16 protein-coding genes are annotated in these 18,208 nt (G+C 60.3%); 12 read left to right on the forward strand and 4 right to left on the reverse strand.

Translation table 11 applies throughout. The annotated features are described in order from the left end of the window. Position 1: 1 nt before the first annotated feature. The 4 genes from J6497_RS27185 (at position 2) to J6497_RS27200 (ending at position 3,865) form a co-directional block, all read left to right on the forward strand. Positions 2-1,525 (forward strand): solute symporter family protein, encoded by a 1,524-nt coding sequence (locus J6497_RS27185; protein WP_225707349.1) that lies wholly within the window; start codon positions 2-4, stop codon positions 1,523-1,525. Between the two features lie 82 nt (positions 1,526-1,607). After that, positions 1,608-2,342 (forward strand): haloacid dehalogenase type II, encoded by a 735-nt coding sequence (locus J6497_RS27190; RefSeq protein WP_225707350.1) that lies wholly within the window; start codon positions 1,608-1,610, stop codon positions 2,340-2,342. Positions 2,343-2,463: 121 nt separating this feature from the next. After that, a complete protein-coding gene (locus J6497_RS27195) occupies positions 2,464-3,543 on the forward strand; it encodes a hypothetical protein (protein WP_225707351.1) in 1,080 nt (359 codons plus the stop codon). A 1-nt stretch (position 3,544) separates the two neighbouring features. Beyond that, complete coding sequence (locus J6497_RS27200; protein ID WP_312010363.1) at positions 3,545-3,865, forward strand: DUF2798 domain-containing protein; 321 nt, start codon at positions 3,545-3,547, stop codon at positions 3,863-3,865. Positions 3,866-4,291: 426 nt separating this feature from the next. Here the strand turns inward: J6497_RS27200 and J6497_RS27205 are convergent, their stop codons facing one another. Next, positions 4,292-4,780, reverse strand: a complete 489-nt coding sequence (locus tag J6497_RS27205) for a YkgB family protein (protein ID WP_225707382.1) — start codon at positions 4,778-4,780, stop codon at positions 4,292-4,294. A gap of 452 nt (positions 4,781-5,232) precedes the next feature. On the opposite strand from J6497_RS27205, the gene J6497_RS27210 reads away from it, so the two are divergent. Further along, on the forward strand, positions 5,233-5,931 hold the full coding sequence (locus tag J6497_RS27210) for a DUF1223 domain-containing protein (RefSeq protein WP_225707352.1): 699 nt from the start codon (positions 5,233-5,235) through the stop codon (positions 5,929-5,931). A gap of 133 nt (positions 5,932-6,064) precedes the next feature. After that, a complete protein-coding gene (locus tag J6497_RS27215) occupies positions 6,065-8,155 on the forward strand; it encodes a protein-disulfide reductase DsbD family protein (protein ID WP_225707353.1) in 2,091 nt (696 codons plus the stop codon). Positions 8,156-8,275: 120 nt separating this feature from the next. Here J6497_RS27215 and J6497_RS27220 read toward each other — a convergent pair whose 3' ends face one another. Then, complete coding sequence (locus J6497_RS27220) at positions 8,276-8,557, reverse strand: malic enzyme-like NAD(P)-binding protein (protein ID WP_312010364.1); 282 nt, start codon at positions 8,555-8,557, stop codon at positions 8,276-8,278. 984 nt (positions 8,558-9,541) lie between these two features. On the opposite strand from J6497_RS27220, the gene J6497_RS27225 reads away from it, so the two are divergent. Next, positions 9,542-10,471, forward strand: coding sequence for an HlyD family secretion protein (locus tag J6497_RS27225; protein WP_225707354.1), 930 nt, complete (start codon positions 9,542-9,544; stop codon positions 10,469-10,471). A gap of 114 nt (positions 10,472-10,585) precedes the next feature. On the opposite strand, the gene J6497_RS27230 is transcribed toward J6497_RS27225, so the two are convergent. Then, positions 10,586-11,050: a HEAT repeat domain-containing protein gene (locus tag J6497_RS27230; protein ID WP_225707355.1), complete on the reverse strand. Its 465-nt coding sequence runs from the start codon at positions 11,048-11,050 to the stop codon at positions 10,586-10,588. 13 nt (positions 11,051-11,063) lie between these two features. Further along, positions 11,064-12,965, reverse strand: a complete 1,902-nt coding sequence (locus J6497_RS27235; RefSeq protein ID WP_225707356.1) for a glycoside hydrolase family 15 protein — start codon at positions 12,963-12,965, stop codon at positions 11,064-11,066. A gap of 279 nt (positions 12,966-13,244) precedes the next feature. On the opposite strand from J6497_RS27235, the gene J6497_RS27240 reads away from it, so the two are divergent. The 5 genes from J6497_RS27240 (at position 13,245) to pgi (ending at position 18,131) form a co-directional block, all read left to right on the forward strand. Further along, a complete protein-coding gene (locus J6497_RS27240) occupies positions 13,245-13,853 on the forward strand; it encodes a histidine phosphatase family protein (RefSeq protein WP_225707357.1) in 609 nt (202 codons plus the stop codon). Positions 13,854-13,956: 103 nt separating this feature from the next. Beyond that, positions 13,957-14,649 carry an HAD family hydrolase gene (locus J6497_RS27245; protein WP_225707358.1) on the forward strand — a complete coding sequence of 231 codons (693 nt, stop codon included), beginning with the start codon at positions 13,957-13,959 and terminating at the stop codon, positions 14,647-14,649. A gap of 4 nt (positions 14,650-14,653) precedes the next feature. Next, positions 14,654-15,739: a transaldolase gene (tal, locus tag J6497_RS27250; RefSeq protein WP_225707359.1), complete on the forward strand. Its 1,086-nt coding sequence runs from the start codon at positions 14,654-14,656 to the stop codon at positions 15,737-15,739. A 25-nt stretch (positions 15,740-15,764) separates the two neighbouring features. Beyond that, positions 15,765-16,472, forward strand: coding sequence for an ROK family protein (locus J6497_RS27255; RefSeq protein WP_225707360.1), 708 nt, complete (start codon positions 15,765-15,767; stop codon positions 16,470-16,472). Between the two features lie 12 nt (positions 16,473-16,484). After that, the gene (gene pgi, locus J6497_RS27260) at positions 16,485-18,131 is read left to right on the forward strand and encodes a glucose-6-phosphate isomerase (RefSeq protein WP_225707361.1); all 1,647 of its coding nucleotides are present in this window, start codon (positions 16,485-16,487) and stop codon (positions 18,129-18,131) included. Positions 18,132-18,208: the final 77 nt, after the last annotated feature.

Here is an 18,208-nt window from a genome sequence, read left to right on the forward strand (position 1 = left end):
CATGAGCATCACGCTCAGCATCTTCACCGCCATTCTCCTGATTACGCTCGGCATCACCTACTGGGCAGCGAAACACACGGCGACCAGGGCCGACTTTTACGCCGCCGACAGCCAGCTTACCGCCGCGCAGAACGGCTTTGCGCTCGCAGGCGACTGGTGCAGCGCCGCAGCCTTTTTGGGATTTACCGGCCTGACTGCGCTGTATGGCATGGACGGCGCCTTCTATGCACTCGGCCCGCTGGTGGCGTTCTGCACGGTGCTGTTCCTAATCGCCGAACCGCTGCGCAACACCGGAAAATACACGCTCGGCGACGTCATCCGAAGCCGTATGCAGACGCGGACCGCCCTGCTAGCGGCCATCGCCGGTACGGTGGTCGTGAACTTTGCCTACCTGATGCCGCAGATGGCCGGCGCGGGCGTTCTGGTGCGGTTGCTGACGGGCATCTCTTACGACTGGGCCGAGATCTTCGTCGGCGTCAGCATGATCGTCTACGTGGCGTTCGGCGGCATGCTGGCGACGACATGGGTGCAAATCGTCAAGGCCGTGCTGATGCTGAGCGGGGGCGCGATCATTCTGGTGATGGCGTTGTCGATGGTGCATTTTAACCCGCTGACCTTGTTCGCCGACGCCGAGCAGAAATATGGCGCCCAATACCTGCTGCCCGGAAATTACCTGAAGAACCCGTTTGACCAGATCTCCCTCGGTCTCGGCTATGTGCTCGGCCTGGCCGGATTGCCGCACGTGATGACGCGTTTCTACACCGTGCCGGACGCCAAAACTGCGCGGCGTTCGGTGGTTTGGGTGATGTTTCTTGCCGGCGCATTCTTCGCGGGCACGACGGTGTTCGGATTGGCGGCGGCGAATTTCGTTGGACAGGACGTGATCCGCGCTGCCGACAAGGGCGGCAACCTGACACTGCCATTGCTGGCGCAGTTTCTCGGCGGCGGCAAAGGCACTTTCGGCGGCGACCTGATGCTTGGCTTCGTCGCCGCCGTTGCGGTGGCCACCATTCTCGCTGTGGTATCGGCGCTGACGTTGTCGACATCAGGCACGATCGCGCATGATTTCTACGCCAACTGGGTCAAGCGTGGCCAGATCAGCGGCAAGCAGGAGGTCTGGGTCGCGCGAATCGCCGCGATTGTGATTGGCCTGCTGGCGATTACGCTCGGCATTCTCGCGCAAGGCGTCAATGTCGCCGTGCTGGTGATCCTGGCGATCTGCATCGCAGCCAGTGCCAATTTCCCGGTGCTGATCCTGTCGCTGTTCTGGCGGCGCTTCAACACCGGAGGCGTCGTGGGCGGCATGGCGGTCGGACTGGTGTCGTCGGTGGTGCTAGCGATGATCGGTCCTGCGATGCGCGGCGCGGACGCGCTCTGGCCGCTGGTCAATCCGACTGTCGTATCGCTGCCGCTCGGCTTCCTCGGCGCGGTGCTCGGCACCTTGATCGCAGGACGCGATATGGAGAACGAAAACCGCTTCGACGCGTTCCTGCTTCAGGTTCACACTGGCGTCGCTCCGAAATAAACAGCGGATGCGCTGCTGAAACAGAACCCTACCGTGATTCGTCACGGCGGTTATCCCTTCCCTGCAAAAAAAGAGTGGCTCCGTGACCATCAAAGCTGTTGTCTTCGACGCCTATGGCACCCTTTACGATGTCCAGTCGGTCGCCGCCGTGACCGACGACGCGTTTCCAGGTTATGGCGAAATTATTACCCAGATCTGGCGCCTAAAGCAGCTGGAATATACCTGGCTGCGATCGCTTATGCAGCGTTACGAGGACTTTTCGGTCATTACCCGCGAGTCGTTGACCTATACGCTGATGGTATTGGGCTTGAAGCCAGACGCTGGCATCTTCGACAGGATCATGGACAAGTATGTTCATCTCGATCTCTATCCCGATGCCAGGGAAGCCCTTGTCGCCTTGAAAGGCTACAAGCTCGCCATCCTGTCCAACGGCAGCACCGACATGCTCAATGCACTGGTCCGCAACACCGCGCTCGATAAGATTCTCGACGCCACCATTAGCATCGACTCAAAGAAAATCTTCAAGCCAAGTCCCGAGGCCTACACGCTGATCGAATCCAACCTCGGCGTGAAGCCGAGCGAAGTCCTGTTCGTGTCATCCAATCCATTTGATGTCTGTGGTGCCAAGGCATTCGGGCTCAATGTCGCGTGGATCGAGCGCGTCACTACCGATGCGATGGCGCTGGAATGCAGAAAGAGCGACCTGATCCGCCCGTTGACGATGTTCAAGGCGATCCGCATGCAGATGGATCAGTTGGGATTTGAGCCCGATCATCGCGTCGCCGGTCTAAGCGGCTTGCCGAAACTGCTCGCCTGATCGTGTCGGCTCTCGCAAGAGAGTATCTACAAATCTCCTGATCCATGTTCAGCAAGCTCGTTACACCCCTGCGAAAGCGGCCTCGAACCCAACAACGGTCCCAATTTGAAGAGCAACTGCCATGGCCAACTATAACATTCTGATTCTTGGCGCATCCTATGGATCACTTCTGGCTTCCAAGATCATGTTTGGCGGTCACAATGTGAAACTTGTCTGTCTGCCCACCGAGGCGGATCTAATCAATTCCGAAGGCTTCCGTGTGAGGATGCCGATCAAGGGTCGCAAGAACCAAATCGAGATCGATTCCCGGAAGCTGCCCGGAAGGGTTTCGGCCGCCGGTCCAGCCGATGTGAATCCGAAGGATTACGACCTGATCGGGCTCGCGATGCAGGAACCTCAATACGGCTCCCCGGGTGTGCGTGAACTCGTTGACGCGATCGGGAAATCCCTCGTGCCATGCATGTCCATTATGAACATGCCACCGCTGCCATACGTGAAGCGCATTCCCGGCCTGGACTACGATGCCGTGAAGGCGGCCTATACCGAGCCTGGGGTATGGGACAGCTTCGATCCCGGCACGCTTACGCTGTGCAGCCCCGACCCTCAAGCGATTCGTCCGCCGGAAGAGAAAGTGAACGTGTTGCAGGTCACCCTGCCAACCAACTTTAAGGTCGCACGCTTTCACAGTGACTCCAGCACGGCCATTCTGCATCAGCTTGAGAAGGACATCGACGCCGTTCGCTTCGACACGCCTGAAGGGGCAATCGATCTGCCGGTTAAGCTGCGCGTGCACAATTCGATCTTTGTTCCGCTGGCCAAATGGGCCATGCTTCTCGCTGGAAACTATCGATGCATTACTGCAGACGGCATGCGTACGGCGCAGGAAGCGGTCCACTCCAACCTCGCGGAATCGAAGTCAGTCTATGACTTTGTAGTCGATCTTTGCGTCAAACTCGGCGCCATACGTGAGGAATTGGTACCTTTCGAGAAGTACGCCGCGGCGGCAGAAAGCCTTTCGCGCCCTGCTTCGGCTGCGCGCGCACTCAACAATGGCGCACCGAATATCGAGCGCGCGGACAAGCTTGTTCAGCTCATTGCCAAGCAAAAGGGCATGAACCATCCGGTTATTGACGGTATCGTTGCATTGGTCGACCGGCGCCTTGAAATAAACCGCAAAAATGCAAAAGCAAAGACTGCTTAAGATGCGAAGCAGGGTCCCCACATTCAGGCCGACCGGTTGGCTGAGCGTTTCGCGCCGATACGCTCATTTTTTGTATGGCGTCATTCAATCGGGTCTAACCAGCGCGATTGCGGCGGCCATCGCGAGTTTCGACTTTCTCACAGGTGGATCATTTTTGATCCATTGGCTTCAGTCTTGGCTGATTGCTTGGGTTTTAATGCTGCCCAATCGTGTTGTTTGCAGCCCCCATCATCAGAAGATTGACGCTCTTTTTAACGCAGGAGGATCCGGCGTAGCCGGCGCTCACGGTGTTGGACAATACTCTCTCTGCTCGGCGACGTAGTAAACGCCCCGGGTCGGCCACATCCTGACGTCGAGTTAGGCGAGCAGCAGTTCGCGGAGGTTCGCCACGCCATCGCGATCATCTTTGCCGTTGGCGATCCGCGCTGGAAGGCCGGACCGGGATGAGATGCTCGGAGACGAGAAAGAGGCATTCACAGGGAACGTCACCAATCCTGGTGGCGCGCTGGAACCGGAAGCGGACTTCTCGAAACCCAGGGTCATCGGCCAGGCGACAAAGCGTCGAAGACCTGAGGACTCGAAACCGGCTTAGGCGGTCCCGATGGCTCACGGTCTCCAACTCCGATCTTGGCTACATCGGCGGGCGTCCGCTTCGCGCCATGACTGACCGCTGCTAAATCACTGCTCGCGCGTCCTCGGCGAGAGACGGCGCAAGTCCAACGAAAGTGCTTGTCGCGTCGTGGAAGTTCTAGGTTGTCCGTGATCGGACAACGGACTGCGGCAAAGAAGCCAGGAACAACACGACACAGACGCAAAGCAGGACGATGTCCTTGAACAGAAACTCGCCGGCCAGATTCCAGGCGATCGGGTCGGTCGAAAGACTCCATTTAACGACCCCTGGCGTCGTGAAGAAGAATGACCACGTGATCGCAAAAGTGACCACGCCCATCAGCGAACCGACGGCTGACAGGATCGGACTGAAGGCCCCTGCCACCAGCAGCGCCGCAATGGCAAACTCGGCAACGCCGAGGACATCGGCTTCTCCCCTAAGGCCGAACACTGACAACCAGAAAATAAATGGGCTGTTGCTGATGTACTGAACGATGCCCTGTGCCGACTGCAACGTGAATTTTTGTATGCCGAATGACACAAAGACGACAACCATGACCCAGCGGAGGATGGCCAGCAGACGATAAGAGCCGCCGCCGTTTTCAGCGACATTGAACGATATTTTCATGTGAGTTGCTTCTTTGAAGATTGGTCCCGACTGGCGCGCGAAATGCGCGTTCGTTACAGCGTTCGCGCGGGGCAGCACTGTTGTTACATTCATCTACAGTTCCCGGCTCACAATGACGTGCATGCGGGGCCGCAACTTTTGCGGATAGGCGAGCGACTTCCGCTCGGGCCCATCAAGAACGAAGCAATCATTTGCTTTCGGCTATCGAGGCTGAAGCTGACGAACGTCGCGGCAGGCTGGGTCGTCTCCGCGCGCAAGCTGGTCGAGCTGGCCAACGATGTCGAGCCGGTGCAGGGCGGCCCGAAGCGAAGCCTGCCCAGCGCGCGAAGACACGCGCGGCGAAGGTGTGGCTCGGCCCGAGTGGTACGCCTTCAAGATTTTGTGTGGTGCGCGTCGCGTAACACCCGACGCCCGGCAGCGAATACGGTTTATCCAACCGTCGGAGGATCATCATGTTGTTGCGCTTTCTGATTTCGCTCGGATTCGCTGCCTGCCTCGCTCCTGCAGTTGCAGGGGCCACCGAGCGTCCCGTCGTGGTCGAACTGTTCACCTCGCAAGGATGCTCGTCTTGTCCTCCTGCTAACGCTTACTTGAACGAATTGTCCCAAGGCCGCCACGACGTCTTGCCCTTGGCATTTCACGTCACCTATTGGGACAGATTGGGCTGGAAGGACCCGTTTTCGCTGGAAGCGGCGACTGAGCGGCAAGACCGGTATGGTCACCGCTTCGGCGACGGCTCCTATACCCCAGAAATTGTTGTGGATGGCGCTAAGAGCTACGTCGGCTCGCATCGTCAGGAAGTCGGATCTGCTATTGAGCGGGCTAAGAACGACAGCCGAACCGCTAACATCAACGTCACGAAGGATGGCGGCCGTGTGTCGATCGAGATCGGAAGCGGCAGCGGCAGCGGGCGGGTGTTGCTGGTCGGGTTCGATCACGATCATCGCACCGCCATTGGACGCGGCGAAAACGCGGGTCGGACCCTAGACGAAGCCAATGTCGTTCGGTCGATCCGGTCCGTCGGCGACTGGTCTGGCGCGCCATTGCACATCAGCGAAGGTTTTCCCGAAGGTCAGGACGTTGCCGTCATTCTCCAAGCTCCAGATGGCCGAATCGTTGGCGCGTCGCGCCTGTCCGACAGCTCCACCTGATCTTGCAAACCTCACGACATCGCCATGACGGTGCCCCCAGCGTAAGGGCCAGCGATGCGTTCGAAGTCGAGCACATCGACAATCCGCTGGCCGGCCCTTTGGCTTGATCGACACATCGCCATAGGTCAGACTCATGACGCTCGCTCGTGTCCGCCTACCTTTGTTTGCGCTCTGCCTCGGAACAGCGCTCTCTACCGGCGGGGCTGCGCACGCCGCAGCTACTGGATGGGTCGGAGACAAGCATGCTGCCGTACGGCTGATCACGAGCGTCGAGGACGTCGCAGGTGCCACACTCGATGCGGGCTTGGAATTCCGCTTTGCGGACGGTTGGCACGGATACTGGCGCACACCGGGAGATGCAGGCGTTCCGCCGCAGATCGACTGGTCTCGTTCGGACAATGTTGCCGGCGCTGACGTGGCCTGGCCCGCACCGCATCGCCTGGTGATTGAAGGTCTGCAGAACTATACTTATGAGGGCCGGGTCGTCCTTCCGATCAAACTCCGTATCAAGAACTCCACTGCCGCCGCCCGGATCGAGGTGGGCGTGAGCTACGCGGCGTGTTCGGATGTCTGTGTGCCTTATCAGGCTAACCTGACCTTGCCCTTGTCACCTGGCGCTGGAACACCTGCGACGGAAGCGCCCCTGATCGATCAGGCCAAAACAAGAGTCCCCGGCACCCCACAAGCGGTCCAAATTGATGTCATACGAGCAGTAATCGGCGGCCATGGGTCCGCACACACGCTCACGGTCGACCTGCGGAGCGTCGAGCCGTTCATGCGGCCCGACCTCATTGTCGAAGGCGCAGGTAATGTGATTCCCGCTGCACCGGCGGTCGATCTTCAGGACAATCGCCGATCCGCACAACTGACCGTAGCGCTACCAGGATCGTTGCCCACCGATCATCCCTTGACGCTAACGTTCGTCGACCAGGATCGGGCAGCGGAATTCTCGACGACCGCAAATAGTGCTGGAGCGGCATCAGCCGGCTTGGGAATGCTCGCCGCACTGCTATCCGCCCTGCTTGGCGGCATTATCCTCAACCTCATGCCCTGCGTGCTTCCGGTGCTCTCGATCAAGCTATTCGCCTTCACCCGACACGCGAGCGAAGGACTACGGGTGATCCGGCTGGGCGCACTAGCCACGGCAGGCGGTATTACGTTCAGTTTCCTTCTGATCGCACTGTCACTCGTCATTCTGAAATGGTTCGGCGCTACACTCGGTTGGGGGATTCAGTTTCAACAACCATGGTTCCTAGCTGGCATGGCGACGGTGACAGTGCTGTTTGCAGCAAGCTTCTTCGAGCTGCTTCCGATCGCGGTGCCGTCATCAATGGTTGCACTTGCGCTGGGCCCTACCCATCATCTCGCGCTTGAGGCCTTTCTGGCCGGCGCCTTTGCAACGCTGCTCGCGACGCCATGTTCTGCGCCCTTTGTCGGGACCGCGGTCGGATTTGCGCTCACGCAGGGCCCCTCGGAGATCCTTACTATCTTCCTCTGCCTCGGGATCGGCATGTCGCTGCCGTATTTGACTGCGGCGGTGTTCCCCGGCTGCGTGCGATGGCTTCCCCGTCCTGGCCGTTGGATGATCTTGCTGCGTCAGGCGCTCGGCGTTCTGCTACTTGGAACGGCGGTATGGTTGTTGTTCATTTTATGGAGCACGGCTGGCGCTCTCGTCGCGGCGACCACAAGCATTCTTCTTGTGGCCTTGATCGGATTTCGCGCCCTACTGCGGTTCTGGGAAGGCACCATCCTGAGCCGTGGGTCGCGCGCCGCGACTGCTATTCTCGCCGTAGCTCCGCTCGTCGTTAGCATCTCGGCGGCTTCGCCTACCTTCCACACCTCGGCCGAACCCCGATGGCAAACCTTTGACCCTGTCGCGTTGCAGCGCTTGGTCGGCGAAGGCAAAACTGTCCTTGTGGACGTCACAGCCACTTGGTGCCTGACCTGCAAAGTCAATGAATTGACGGTGTTCGAGAACGATAGAGTTCTCTCGCGTCTTGACCAACCGGACGTCGTCCGGATGCGTGCGGATTGGACGCGGCCAGATCCAGCGATTGCGATGTATTTGCGCCACTTCGCAAGGTTCGGCATTCCACTCGACGTGGTCTACGGACCCCACCAGCCTCAGGGAGAACCGCTTCCAGAGCTGCTGACACCCGGCACTCTTATACGAGCGCTTGATCACGTGGCAGCAAGCACGAGCGCCGAAGCGCATTTGCATTGAGATGCGAGGCAATTACAATTGCGCCAACCCGAGCAATGGCACATTCGTATTCGACTTTGTAGCGCACGATCCGGAAAAGTGTGCAGCGGTTTTCCGAGAAGATCATGCGCAAACAATAAGCTAAAGCGCGATGGCGACGCGACGCAACTCGGTCACCGGCGGCAGCAGGCGCCGGTTCTTGTCCTTGGCGGTCAGCGACAACGCCGCCAGGGCTTTGGCCGCCGCCATGAACATCGCGTCGTTCACGCGTTTTGCGCCGGATGCGAGGACGCCAAGGCCGACACCAGGAAAGATATACGAGTTGTTGGTCTGATCGATCGCGACGGTCCGGCCGTTCCGGGTCACCGGCGGGAACGGGCTGCCCGTGCCGATCAGCGCTCTGCCATCGGTTGATGAACTCATTGAGTACTTCGAAAGCAATTGTCGACAATTTATTCCAATGGGCCGCATTGTTCGGTACTTTGTTGCAACAACCATGCGACAGGAGGAGATCTGCCGACCGGATTGGCCGGACGTCGATATGAAGAGGCGGCTCCTGATATTCCGCGACCGCAAGGATCCTCGCGCGAAGGATGGCAACGATCAGAAAGTCCCGCTTCTGAATCTCACCGGTTATGATGCATGGGAGATCATGCTCCAGCAACGGATCATCACCAGAGGTCAGCGTCGGGTATTTCCGTAAAATCACCGTTTAGTGAGCGCGGCATTCACGCGAGCCTGCGATGAGCTGAAGATCGAGGATCTGCCATACCGGGCGTTCACGACAACGTCCTCGATTAAGGTGATTGGTAAGTCCTGCAGCCGTCGTTTCGTGTGATCGTAGAGCTAAGCTCCCCTGCCATCCTGTTTGCCAATCACGCAGCGCCACGCCGCCAGGCGCTCTGCGGGATGCTTCCCGAGCGAATTGGATGGCTTGCGCGATGCCCTCCAGCAACTGCCAGCCTATCCATGAGTCACCATACGCGACGCGCCTGGGCAACGCAGCTTTCGACGTTGCGCGCCTGTCCGGCGGCCCAACCAACAACACTCGTCGCTTAATCTCTGTACCGCATTGGCGCTACGGCCTCTTGCTACACGAATGGATGGAGCCACCCTTGCTGTTTTACGCTTGGCTCGCGGGGACGGGCGATGAGCAGCGATCGGCCGCACACCGGATTTTGGCTCAGCCAAGCCAATGCTCGTTTGATCGGTTATTTCATCGGGCAGACGCCCTTCGACGAGGCGGCCGCGTCCGAAGTCGAGTGACGACCGGCGCGAAAACAGCAACTTTGACCAAGTAAGGCATCAAAACATCCAAGCGCGAGCAATCGATAAGCCACATGATTTCGAGGAAATGGGCCGGCCATGCGCAGGGCTAGGCTTGTCGCCGTCGTTGTGATCGCACTCGTGCTCGCCGCGGGCGTTCTGATCTACTCCGTGCGCCGTACCGGATCGCCCGCCGCAATCGTTGGTGTCGTGCGGGCGACCGAAGTGAGGGTTGAGCCGGAGGTGACCGGTCAACTCATGTCGATCGCGGTCAAGAAGGGCGCGCACGTGCGTGCCGGCGATATCCTGGCGCGGCTCTCCGCGGTTGAGTTGACGGCACAGGTGGATCAGGCGCGCGCCGCCCTCGCCTCCGCAGCAGCAAACCGCAATAACGTCTATGCCGGCGTTCGCCGTGAACAGGTCGACTCTCTCAAAGCTGCAATCGCCAAGGCAAGCGCCCGCTTGGACTATGTGCAGGCCCAGCTGACAAGGACCAGCACGCTGGCACGCCAGAACTTTGAGTCCCAGCAGGCGCTTGACCAGGCCGAAAACGACGCTGCGAGCGCCCGCGCCGATGTGGCGGAGGCCCAGGCGAACTACGATGCGGCCGTGGCGGGTCCGACCCAGGAGGAACGCGCGATCGCCGACGCGCAGGTGCAGGCCGCAGCGGCCGCGGTCGCCGTGCTCGAGCGCCGCCTCGACAAGATGGTCTTGCGTGCGCCAGCCGACGGCATCGTCAGCGTCATCGCCGCAGAAGTCGGCGAGAACGTGCGCGCGGGCCAACCGATCCTGGTGGTCGAGGCGGCGGGCAAGCAATGGCTTTCATTCAATGTACGCGAAGACCATCTCAATGGTCTCGCGATGGGAGAAACGGTGAGGGTGATGCGGAACGGCGCCGATGGCGCAATCAAAAGCGTCATCACCGAACAGCGGCCGCTCGGCGTCTTTGCCACCTGGCAGGCCGAGCGCGTGATTGGCGATCACGACCACAATACACTGCGCTTGCGCCTTGATCCGCAGGGAGAGGTGGCAGGCCTCGAGCCGGGCATGACCGTATGGATCGAGCAATGACAAATCGCGAAAATATTTCTGTATCAAGGACTTACGCCTTTGGTGCACTCGGAGGACGGTCGCGTGGCACCGATGTCCTCTGGCCACCCCAAATTCTGTCTTCAATCGAAAACATCAAGTGCACAGGGACTTCAGCTCCGGCGGCGGGGCGCCCTTCCCCTCAAGCATCCCAAGCGCTAGCGCGGCCTCCACCCGCACGCTCGGATCGGTATCACCCGTTAGCTGTCGGAGGGGGAGGAGGGCTTGTTCGATCCCTGGGAAGGCCGGACCGAGGCGCCCGAGGTGCCAGGCCGCCAGGCTGCGGACGAAGGCAAGCTCGTTGCCCAACTCCGCGATGAGGACGGTGACTGACTCACCACCCGGCGGCGCCACCCGGGCGAGGGCCGCCGCCGCCCAGACGCGCACGAACCCAACCTGGTCCTGGAGGGCCGCGGCGAGGTCGGACACAGCCTCGGTTGCCGCGGGGCCGATCTCGCCCAGGGCATATGCGCCGAGGCGACGCTGGAGCGGATCGCTGCTCGAAAGCTCCCTCACCCAGTCTGGGACGGAAGTCCCTATGTAAGCGACCTGCCCGGTCATGGTCCGACCCTACTCAAGGCCCCACGCCGAGCCGGCGGTCCAGGTTGAACGCGGCGCTGATCAACCCGATGTGAGTGAATGCCTGCGGGAAGTTGCCCAGCGCTTCGCCACACGGACCCGTCTCCTCGGCGTACAGGCCGAGGTGGTTGGCGTAGGTCAGCATCTTCTCGAAGATGAAGCGGGCCTCCTCGGCGCGGCCCGCCCGGGCCAGCGCTTCCACCAGCCAGAACGTACACATATTGAACGTCCCCTCACTCCCGGTCAGGCCGTCGCCGGCTCCTCTGCCGATCTCGTAGCGGTGCACCAGGCTGTCGGCGACCAGCTCCGCCATGGTCCGATCCAGCGTCCCGCGCATGCGGGGGTCGGTCGGCGACAGGAAGAAGACGAGCGGCATGATCAGGTTGGACGCATCCACCGCGTCGGTGGCGAAGTGCTGCACGAAGGTCTGCCGCTCCGCATCCCAGCCGCGCGTCATGATGGCTTCGTAGATGCGGTCTCGCTCCGCGGCCAGGCGTATGCGGTCCAGCGGCAGGCTCCGCTTCTGCGCAAGGCGGATCGCTCGGTCCAGCGCCACCCAGCACTGCACCTTGGAGTAAACGAACTGCTGCTGTCCACCGCGCACCTCCCAGACGCCATCGTCGGCTCGCTCCCAGTTGTTCGCCACCCAGTCGAGCATCATGCGCAGGTGGCACCAAAAGTCATAGGCGGTCGGCGTCCCGTACTTGTCGTACAGGTAGACGGCGTCCATCAGCTCGCCATAGATGTCCAGCTGCAGCTGCTCGGCGGCGGCGTTGCCGACTCGCACCGGACGCGAGCCGCGGTAGCCATCGAGGTGACCGAGGACCTCCTCAGGCAGCTCGTGCCCGCCGTCGATGCGATACATAGTCTGCAACGGGTCGCCCCGGGCGCCCTCGACGGCCCGCTGCTCCAACCAGGCCATGAACTGCTCTGCCTCCGACGTCAGCCCCAGGCGCAGGAAGGCGTAATTGGTGAAAGCGGCGTCGCGCACCCAAGTATAGCGATAGTCCCAGTTGCGCACCCCGCCGATCTCTTCCGGCAGCCCGCAGGTAGGCGCCGCCACGATCGCGCCGGTCGGCGCAAACGTCAGCAGCTTCAACACCAGCGCCGAGCGGTGGACCATCTCGCGCCAGCGACCTGAATAGTTGCACTTCCTCAGCCACTGCCGCCAAAAGGCCAAGGTTTGCGTCAGGGCCTCCGTGCCGACCAGCCGCGCCTCCAGCAGGACGCCATCATGAACGCTGTCGTGGCCATTCTCCTCCACCTGGCGGAGGATGAACGTGGTTGTCTCGCCGGGGTTGAGGACGAACTCCGCAGCGACGCCGTCGCCCTGCCGACCCAGCGGGAAGCGGCTGACTAGCGAGACTTTCATCCCTTGCGCCTCGAAGATCGCGCCCCGGCCCTCCAGGACGACCTGGTGGGGCCGGCGGGCGAAGTCGAAAGCCGGCCGGCAGTCGAGGCGGAAGCGGACCGACCCGCGCACCGCCCGCACTACCCGGACGATCTGGTGGATCTTTCTGATCTCGCGCGAGCCTTGGACCGGCATGAAATCCACGACCTCACCAACGCCCTGGTCGCTAAGAAAGCGCGTCACGAGGACGTTGCTGTCAGGCATGTACATCTGTTTGTGCTGCGCCTCGTAGAGACTGGCGATGCGAAATGAGCCCCCTTTCTGGTCGTCGAGGATCGCCGCGAAGACGCTCGGCGAGTCAAAGTGCGGCAGGCAACACCAGTCGATGGACCCGTCGATGCCAACCAGGGCAACGGTGTGCAGGTCGCCGATGACGCCGTAGGACTCGATCGGCTTGTAGCCCATGATCTCGTCTCCTCCGCTCGCTCGACGCTGATCGAGCCCCACGATGGGCGTATCGTCAATGCCCGAGGCGGCGAAAGACACACGGAGATTCACCTTTTGCTCGCAACCTCGCTCATCTCGCCTGCGGCCCGGTCACGTACACCGAGGGAACACGTCAGTATCGCTGTCGCACACGTGGTTGGGGCGAAATCTCCCAACGCTAGAGTGCTTGTCGTTGCTTGGTTGAAGAAGTCGCATTACGGTTTCGATCTCGCTACAGCGAGGCGTGCCGTGATGTCCGCGATAGATATGGCTTGGCTACGAAGTGTTCCGAGTTCGTCGACCGTATGCACCGAGAGGCTCGACTGAAGGGGCGAGACCATGAGCGCCGTCCTTCCAATCATTTGCCTTGCAAGGCATGGCGAGACGGCGTGGAGCCTCTCAGGCCAGCATACTGGCCTCACAGATTTGCCTCTCACTGAGCACGGCGAACTCAATGCGCAGAGTTTGGGCTCGCGGTTGCTGGGTTTCACTTTCGCAAAAGTGTTCACGAGCCCCCTGAAGCGAGCGGTCCGGACGTCTGAGTTGGCTGGTTTCGGCGTCGAAGCGGAACCCGACTGCGATCTGCTGGAATGGAATTACGGCCAATACGAGGGACGTCGCACAAAGGAGATCCATGAAGAGCGTCCGGGCTGGCAATTGTTTCGCGACGGCTGTCCGGGAGGAGAAGCACCGAATCAAGTCGGTGCCCGGGCGGATCGCATTGTGGAGCGCGTTCGCAACGTCCCAGGTAACGTGTTATTGTTTTCGAGCGGACATTTTCTCCGAGTTTTGGCGGCACGCTGGTTAGGCCTCGATGCGGAGGCCGGACGACTCTTCTCGCTCGACACTGCAAGCCTGAGCATACTTGGGTACGAACACGATCAGTCAGAACCAGCGATCTGGCTGTGGAACGACACCCGGCACGTCGAAGGTCGGTTCGCACACTAAGATTTAGAAGCGCCAGTCGGAGTAACATACTCTTGAATATGTCCTGTGCGTGTTAGGCGCGCACGCTGAGCATATTGCAGAGAGTTGCGTAAAGGTAAGATCGATGAATCAGGTCGTCTTTCTGGTCGATGTCGACAATACGCTTCTCGACAACGACCGCATCCAGGCTGACATCAAGGCCCACCTCGAGCGCCAGTACGGCGCCGCCTGTCGCGATCGGTACTGGGCAATTCTCGAGGAGCTGTTCGAAGAACTGGGATATCGAGACTATCTCGGTGCGCTGCAGCGGTACCGCGTCGAACACCCGCAGGACATGCACCTATTGTCCATGTCGTCGTTCCTGGTCGATTACCCGTTCGCCAATCGTTTGTATCCGGGATCGCTGGATGTGCTCGAACGACTACGTCAGTGGGGCCCAACCGTCCTTCTCACCGATGGCGACGTCGTCTTTCAACCCCGCAAGGTTGAGCGCTCCGGGCTTTCGGAGGCAGTCAACTCACACGTGCTGATCTACATCCACAAGGAACTTGCGCTCGATGATGTTGAGGCCCGCTATCCGGCGCTGCACTACGTTCTAGTGGATGACAAGCCGCGTATCCTTGCCGCGGTCAAGGAGGCCTGGGGCACCCGCGTCACCACCGTCCTTCCCCGACAGGGACAATATGCGCATGACGCGAACGCCCTCGCCTCCTTCGCCACACCCGACGTGACGGTGGACCGGATCGGAGACCTACTCGACTGCGATCTGGGTCGCCTGCTTGCGGCAGCCCCACGACTCGAAGTTGTGCGAAGGTGAAGCGATGAAGGCAACACAAAGGCTCCACGAACTCGGACAGAGCGTTTGGCTCGACAACATCACCCGCGACCTGCTGACCAGCGGCACTTTGAGGCGCTACATCGCCGACTTGTCGCTGACGGGACTCACATCGAACCCGACAATCTTCGACCATGCGATCAAGAACAGCTCTCACTATGATTCAGCGATCCGCAGCAAGCTCACGGAGGGAACGTCCGGCGAGACGCTATTCTTCGAACTCGCAATCGAAGATCTAGCCCAGGCAGCAGACCTGTTCCGCCCGATTTGGGACCGCACCAACGGTGTAGACGGGTGGGTCTCGCTCGAGGTCTCGCCGCTTCTCGCGCATGACACGGCCAGCACAATCGCGGCGGCCAAGGAGCTGCATGCGCAGGCGAAACGCCCCAACCTCTTCATCAAGATACCCGGCACACTAGAAGGGTTGCCCGCCATCGAAGAGTCGATCTTTGCCGGCGTGCCCGTGAATGTGACGCTATTGTTCAGTCGGGAGCACTATCTCGCTGCGGCCAGCGCATATCTGCGCGGCATCGAGCGGCGCGTTGCAGCCGGTCTAAATCCAAATGTTGGATCCGTTGCGTCGGTTTTCGTCAGCCGCTGGGATGCTGCGGTCGCGAACGAAGTGCCCGTGCCGTTACGCAATCAGCTCGGTATCGCAATCGCGAAACGAACCTACAAAGCAGCCTGCGAGTTGCTCGGCTCGGCCCGCTCGCGACGCATCTACAACGAGGGTGGTCGGCCACAGCGCCTGTTATGGGCGAGCACAGGAACCAAGGATCCGGCAGCGTCTGATGTTTTATACGTCAAGGCGCTGGCCGCGCCGCTCACGGTGAACACCATGCCGGAAGGCACGGTGAAGGCCCTCGCCGATCACGGCGAGATTGGAGAGACGTTGCCGCCCGATGGCGGCGATTCCGAAGAGGTACTCTCGCAATTCGCGAAGGCCGGCGTCGATATCGAAGCGCTAGCAGCGATATTGCAGGATGAGGGCGCCAAATCGTTTATCAAATCCTGGAATGAGTTGATGATTGTTATCTCTGCCAAGACCGAGATGCTCAAGAAGGCAAGCTAGGTCCCAATCGAGACAAAGGTCTTCCATGAATATACTGGTCATTGACGTGGGCGGCACCCACGTCAAGATCCTTGCCTCCGGCGAAACAGTGAGACGAGAAATTGACTCCGGGCCGACCCTGACGGCCCGGCAGATGGTATCGAGCGTCAAAAAGCTGGCCGATGGCTGGGAATATGACCTCGTCTCGATTGGCTATCCGGGCCCGGTCGTGCATGACCGGCCCATGGCGGAACCTCACAATCTGGGAAAAGGCTGGATGGGCTTCAACTTCGCTGCGGCATTCAAACTGCCGACGAAAGTCATCAACGATGCGGCGATGCAGGCGCTCGGCAGCTACCGGGGCGACAAAATGTTGTTCCTCGGGCTAGGGACGGGACTCGGCTCGGCGATGGTCATCGATGGCATCGTGCAGCCGATGGAACTTGGGCACTTACCGTACAAGAAGCGGACCTATGAGGACTATGTCGGCGCCCGCGCGCTGGAGGAATTTGGCAGGAAAGCATGGCGGAAGCACGTCGAAGATGTCGTTGAACATCTGGCTGCAGCACTCCAACCGGAGGACGTCGTGCTGGGCGGCGGCAACGCCAAACTATTGAAAAAACTGCCGCCATTATGCCGGCTTGGGGATAATGCCAACGCATTCAAGGGTGGATTCCAGATGTGGAAAGGTCCGCTAAAGGGAAAGATCACTCGCTCGCGCAAACAAACTGCGCAAGCCGCCATGGCGCGTTAACAGGAGCGATGAATGGCAACGGCCACGAAAACGGTCACCGAGCTGCCTGCCTGGAAGGCCCTGTCCGCCCATTTCCAGAAGATCGACCGCTTGCATCTGCGCGAGCTCTTTGCTCAAGACCCCAAACGCGGCGAGCGCTTGACGGTCGAAGCAGCCGGGCTCTACCTCGACTATTCGAAGAACCGGATTACCGATGAAACGCTAGCTCTGCTGTTGCAACTGGCTGAACAGTCCGGGCTCCGCGCGCGGATCGATGCGATGTTCGGAGGCGAGAAGATCAACGTTTCCGAAAAGCGGGCCGTCCTGCATGTCGCGCTCCGTGCGCCGAAGGGGCAATCGATCCTGGTTGATGGCGAGGACGTTGTGCCGCAGGTCCATTCAGTGCTCGACCGCATGGCCGATTTTTCCGATCGCGTACGCAGCGGTGCGTGGCGCGGCCACACCGGCAAGCCAATCCGCAACATCGTCAACATCGGCATCGGCGGCTCCGATCTGGGGCCGGTAATGGCCTACGAGGCGCTCAAGCATTACAGCGACCGCGCGATGACGTTCCGGTTTGTCTCCAACGTGGACGGCACCGATTTTGTGGAGGCGATCCGCGATCTCGATCCGGCGGAGACGCTGTTCATCATCTCTTCCAAGACTTTCACCACACTAGAGACCATGACCAACGCCAGGAGCGCGCGCAATTGGTCACTCGCGGGACTTGGGGGAGACGAGCAGTCGGTAGCGAAACATTTCGTCGCGGTGTCGACAAACGCGAAGGAAGTGACGGAGTTCGGCATCGATATCGCCAACATGTTCGGCTTCTGGGACTGGGTCGGCGGACGCTACTCCATGGACTCCGCGATCGGACTCTCGACGATGCTTGCCATCGGCCCGGACAACTTTCGCGCCATGCTCGGCGGCTTCCATGAGATCGACGAGCATTTCCGCACCGCGCCGTTCGAGCGCAACCTGCCGGTGCTGATGGGGCTGCTCGCCATCTGGTACAATAACTTCTTTGGCGCGCAGACGGTAGCGGTGCTGCCTTACGAGCAATACCTGAAACGGTTCCCGGCATATCTCCAGCAGTTGACGATGGAGAGCAACGGCAAGCACGTCACGCTCGATGGCAGTCCCCTCAACTACAACACCGGTCCGATCTATTGGGGTGAGCCTGGGACCAACGGTCAGCATTCGTTCTACCAACTCATTCACCAGGGCACCCGTCTCATTCCCTGCGACTTCATCGCCTTTCACAAGACACTCAACCGTCTTGGAGAGCAGCATGACGTGCTGCTCGCGAACGTCTTCGCTCAGGGCGAAGCGCTCGCATTTGGCAAGACGGCTGACGAAGTAAGGCGGGAGGGGTCTGCCGATTGGCTCGTTCCGCATCGCGTGTTCGAAGGAAACAGGCCGTCCACTACGATTCTGCTGGAACAGCTAACACCCGCGGCGCTCGGAAAACTCGTCGCGCTGTACGAGCACAACGTCTTCACGCAGGGCGCAATTTGGCAGATCGATTCATTCGACCAATGGGGCGTCGAACTCGGCAAGGTGCTGGCGCAACGCATCATCCCGGAACTCACCAACGAAGGCGATCCCAAATTCGGCCACGACAGCTCGACCAACGCATTGATCCGCCGACATCGCACGTTCAGGGAGAAGTCGCACTAGACACTGATCTCGACACGCCAGGATACCTGTGCACCGGGAAGAAAATCACTCCGCAGCATCAAACAAGAGGAGCCATT

The sequence above is a fragment of the Bradyrhizobium cenepequi genome, assembly GCF_020329485.1.
Lineage (GTDB): Bacteria > Pseudomonadota > Alphaproteobacteria > Rhizobiales > Xanthobacteraceae > Bradyrhizobium > Bradyrhizobium cenepequi.

Bases quoted from the DNA above. Each gene is read 5' to 3' on its own strand.
- J6497_RS27185 (WP_225707349.1), top strand. From the start codon at position 2: ATGAGCATCACGCTCAGCATCTTCACCGCCATTCTCCTGATTACGCTC.
- J6497_RS27195 (WP_225707351.1), top strand. From the start codon at position 2,464: ATGGCCAACTATAACATTCTGATTCTTGGCGCATCCTATGGATCACTT.
- J6497_RS27200 (WP_312010363.1), top strand. From the start codon at position 3,545: ATGCGAAGCAGGGTCCCCACATTCAGGCCGACCGGTTGGCTGAGCGTT.
- J6497_RS27205 (WP_225707382.1), bottom strand. From the start codon at position 4,780: ATGAAAATATCGTTCAATGTCGCTGAAAACGGCGGCGGCTCTTATCGT.
- J6497_RS27210 (WP_225707352.1), top strand. From the start codon at position 5,233: ATGTTGTTGCGCTTTCTGATTTCGCTCGGATTCGCTGCCTGCCTCGCT.
- J6497_RS27215 (WP_225707353.1), top strand. From the start codon at position 6,065: ATGACGCTCGCTCGTGTCCGCCTACCTTTGTTTGCGCTCTGCCTCGGA.
- J6497_RS27220 (WP_312010364.1), bottom strand. From the start codon at position 8,557: ATGAGTTCATCAACCGATGGCAGAGCGCTGATCGGCACGGGCAGCCCG.
- J6497_RS27230 (WP_225707355.1), bottom strand. From the start codon at position 11,050: ATGACCGGGCAGGTCGCTTACATAGGGACTTCCGTCCCAGACTGGGTG.
- J6497_RS27240 (WP_225707357.1), top strand. From the start codon at position 13,245: ATGAGCGCCGTCCTTCCAATCATTTGCCTTGCAAGGCATGGCGAGACG.
- J6497_RS27245 (WP_225707358.1), top strand. From the start codon at position 13,957: ATGAATCAGGTCGTCTTTCTGGTCGATGTCGACAATACGCTTCTCGAC.
- tal (WP_225707359.1), top strand. From the start codon at position 14,654: ATGAAGGCAACACAAAGGCTCCACGAACTCGGACAGAGCGTTTGGCTC.
- J6497_RS27255 (WP_225707360.1), top strand. From the start codon at position 15,765: ATGAATATACTGGTCATTGACGTGGGCGGCACCCACGTCAAGATCCTT.
- pgi (WP_225707361.1), top strand. From the start codon at position 16,485: ATGGCAACGGCCACGAAAACGGTCACCGAGCTGCCTGCCTGGAAGGCC.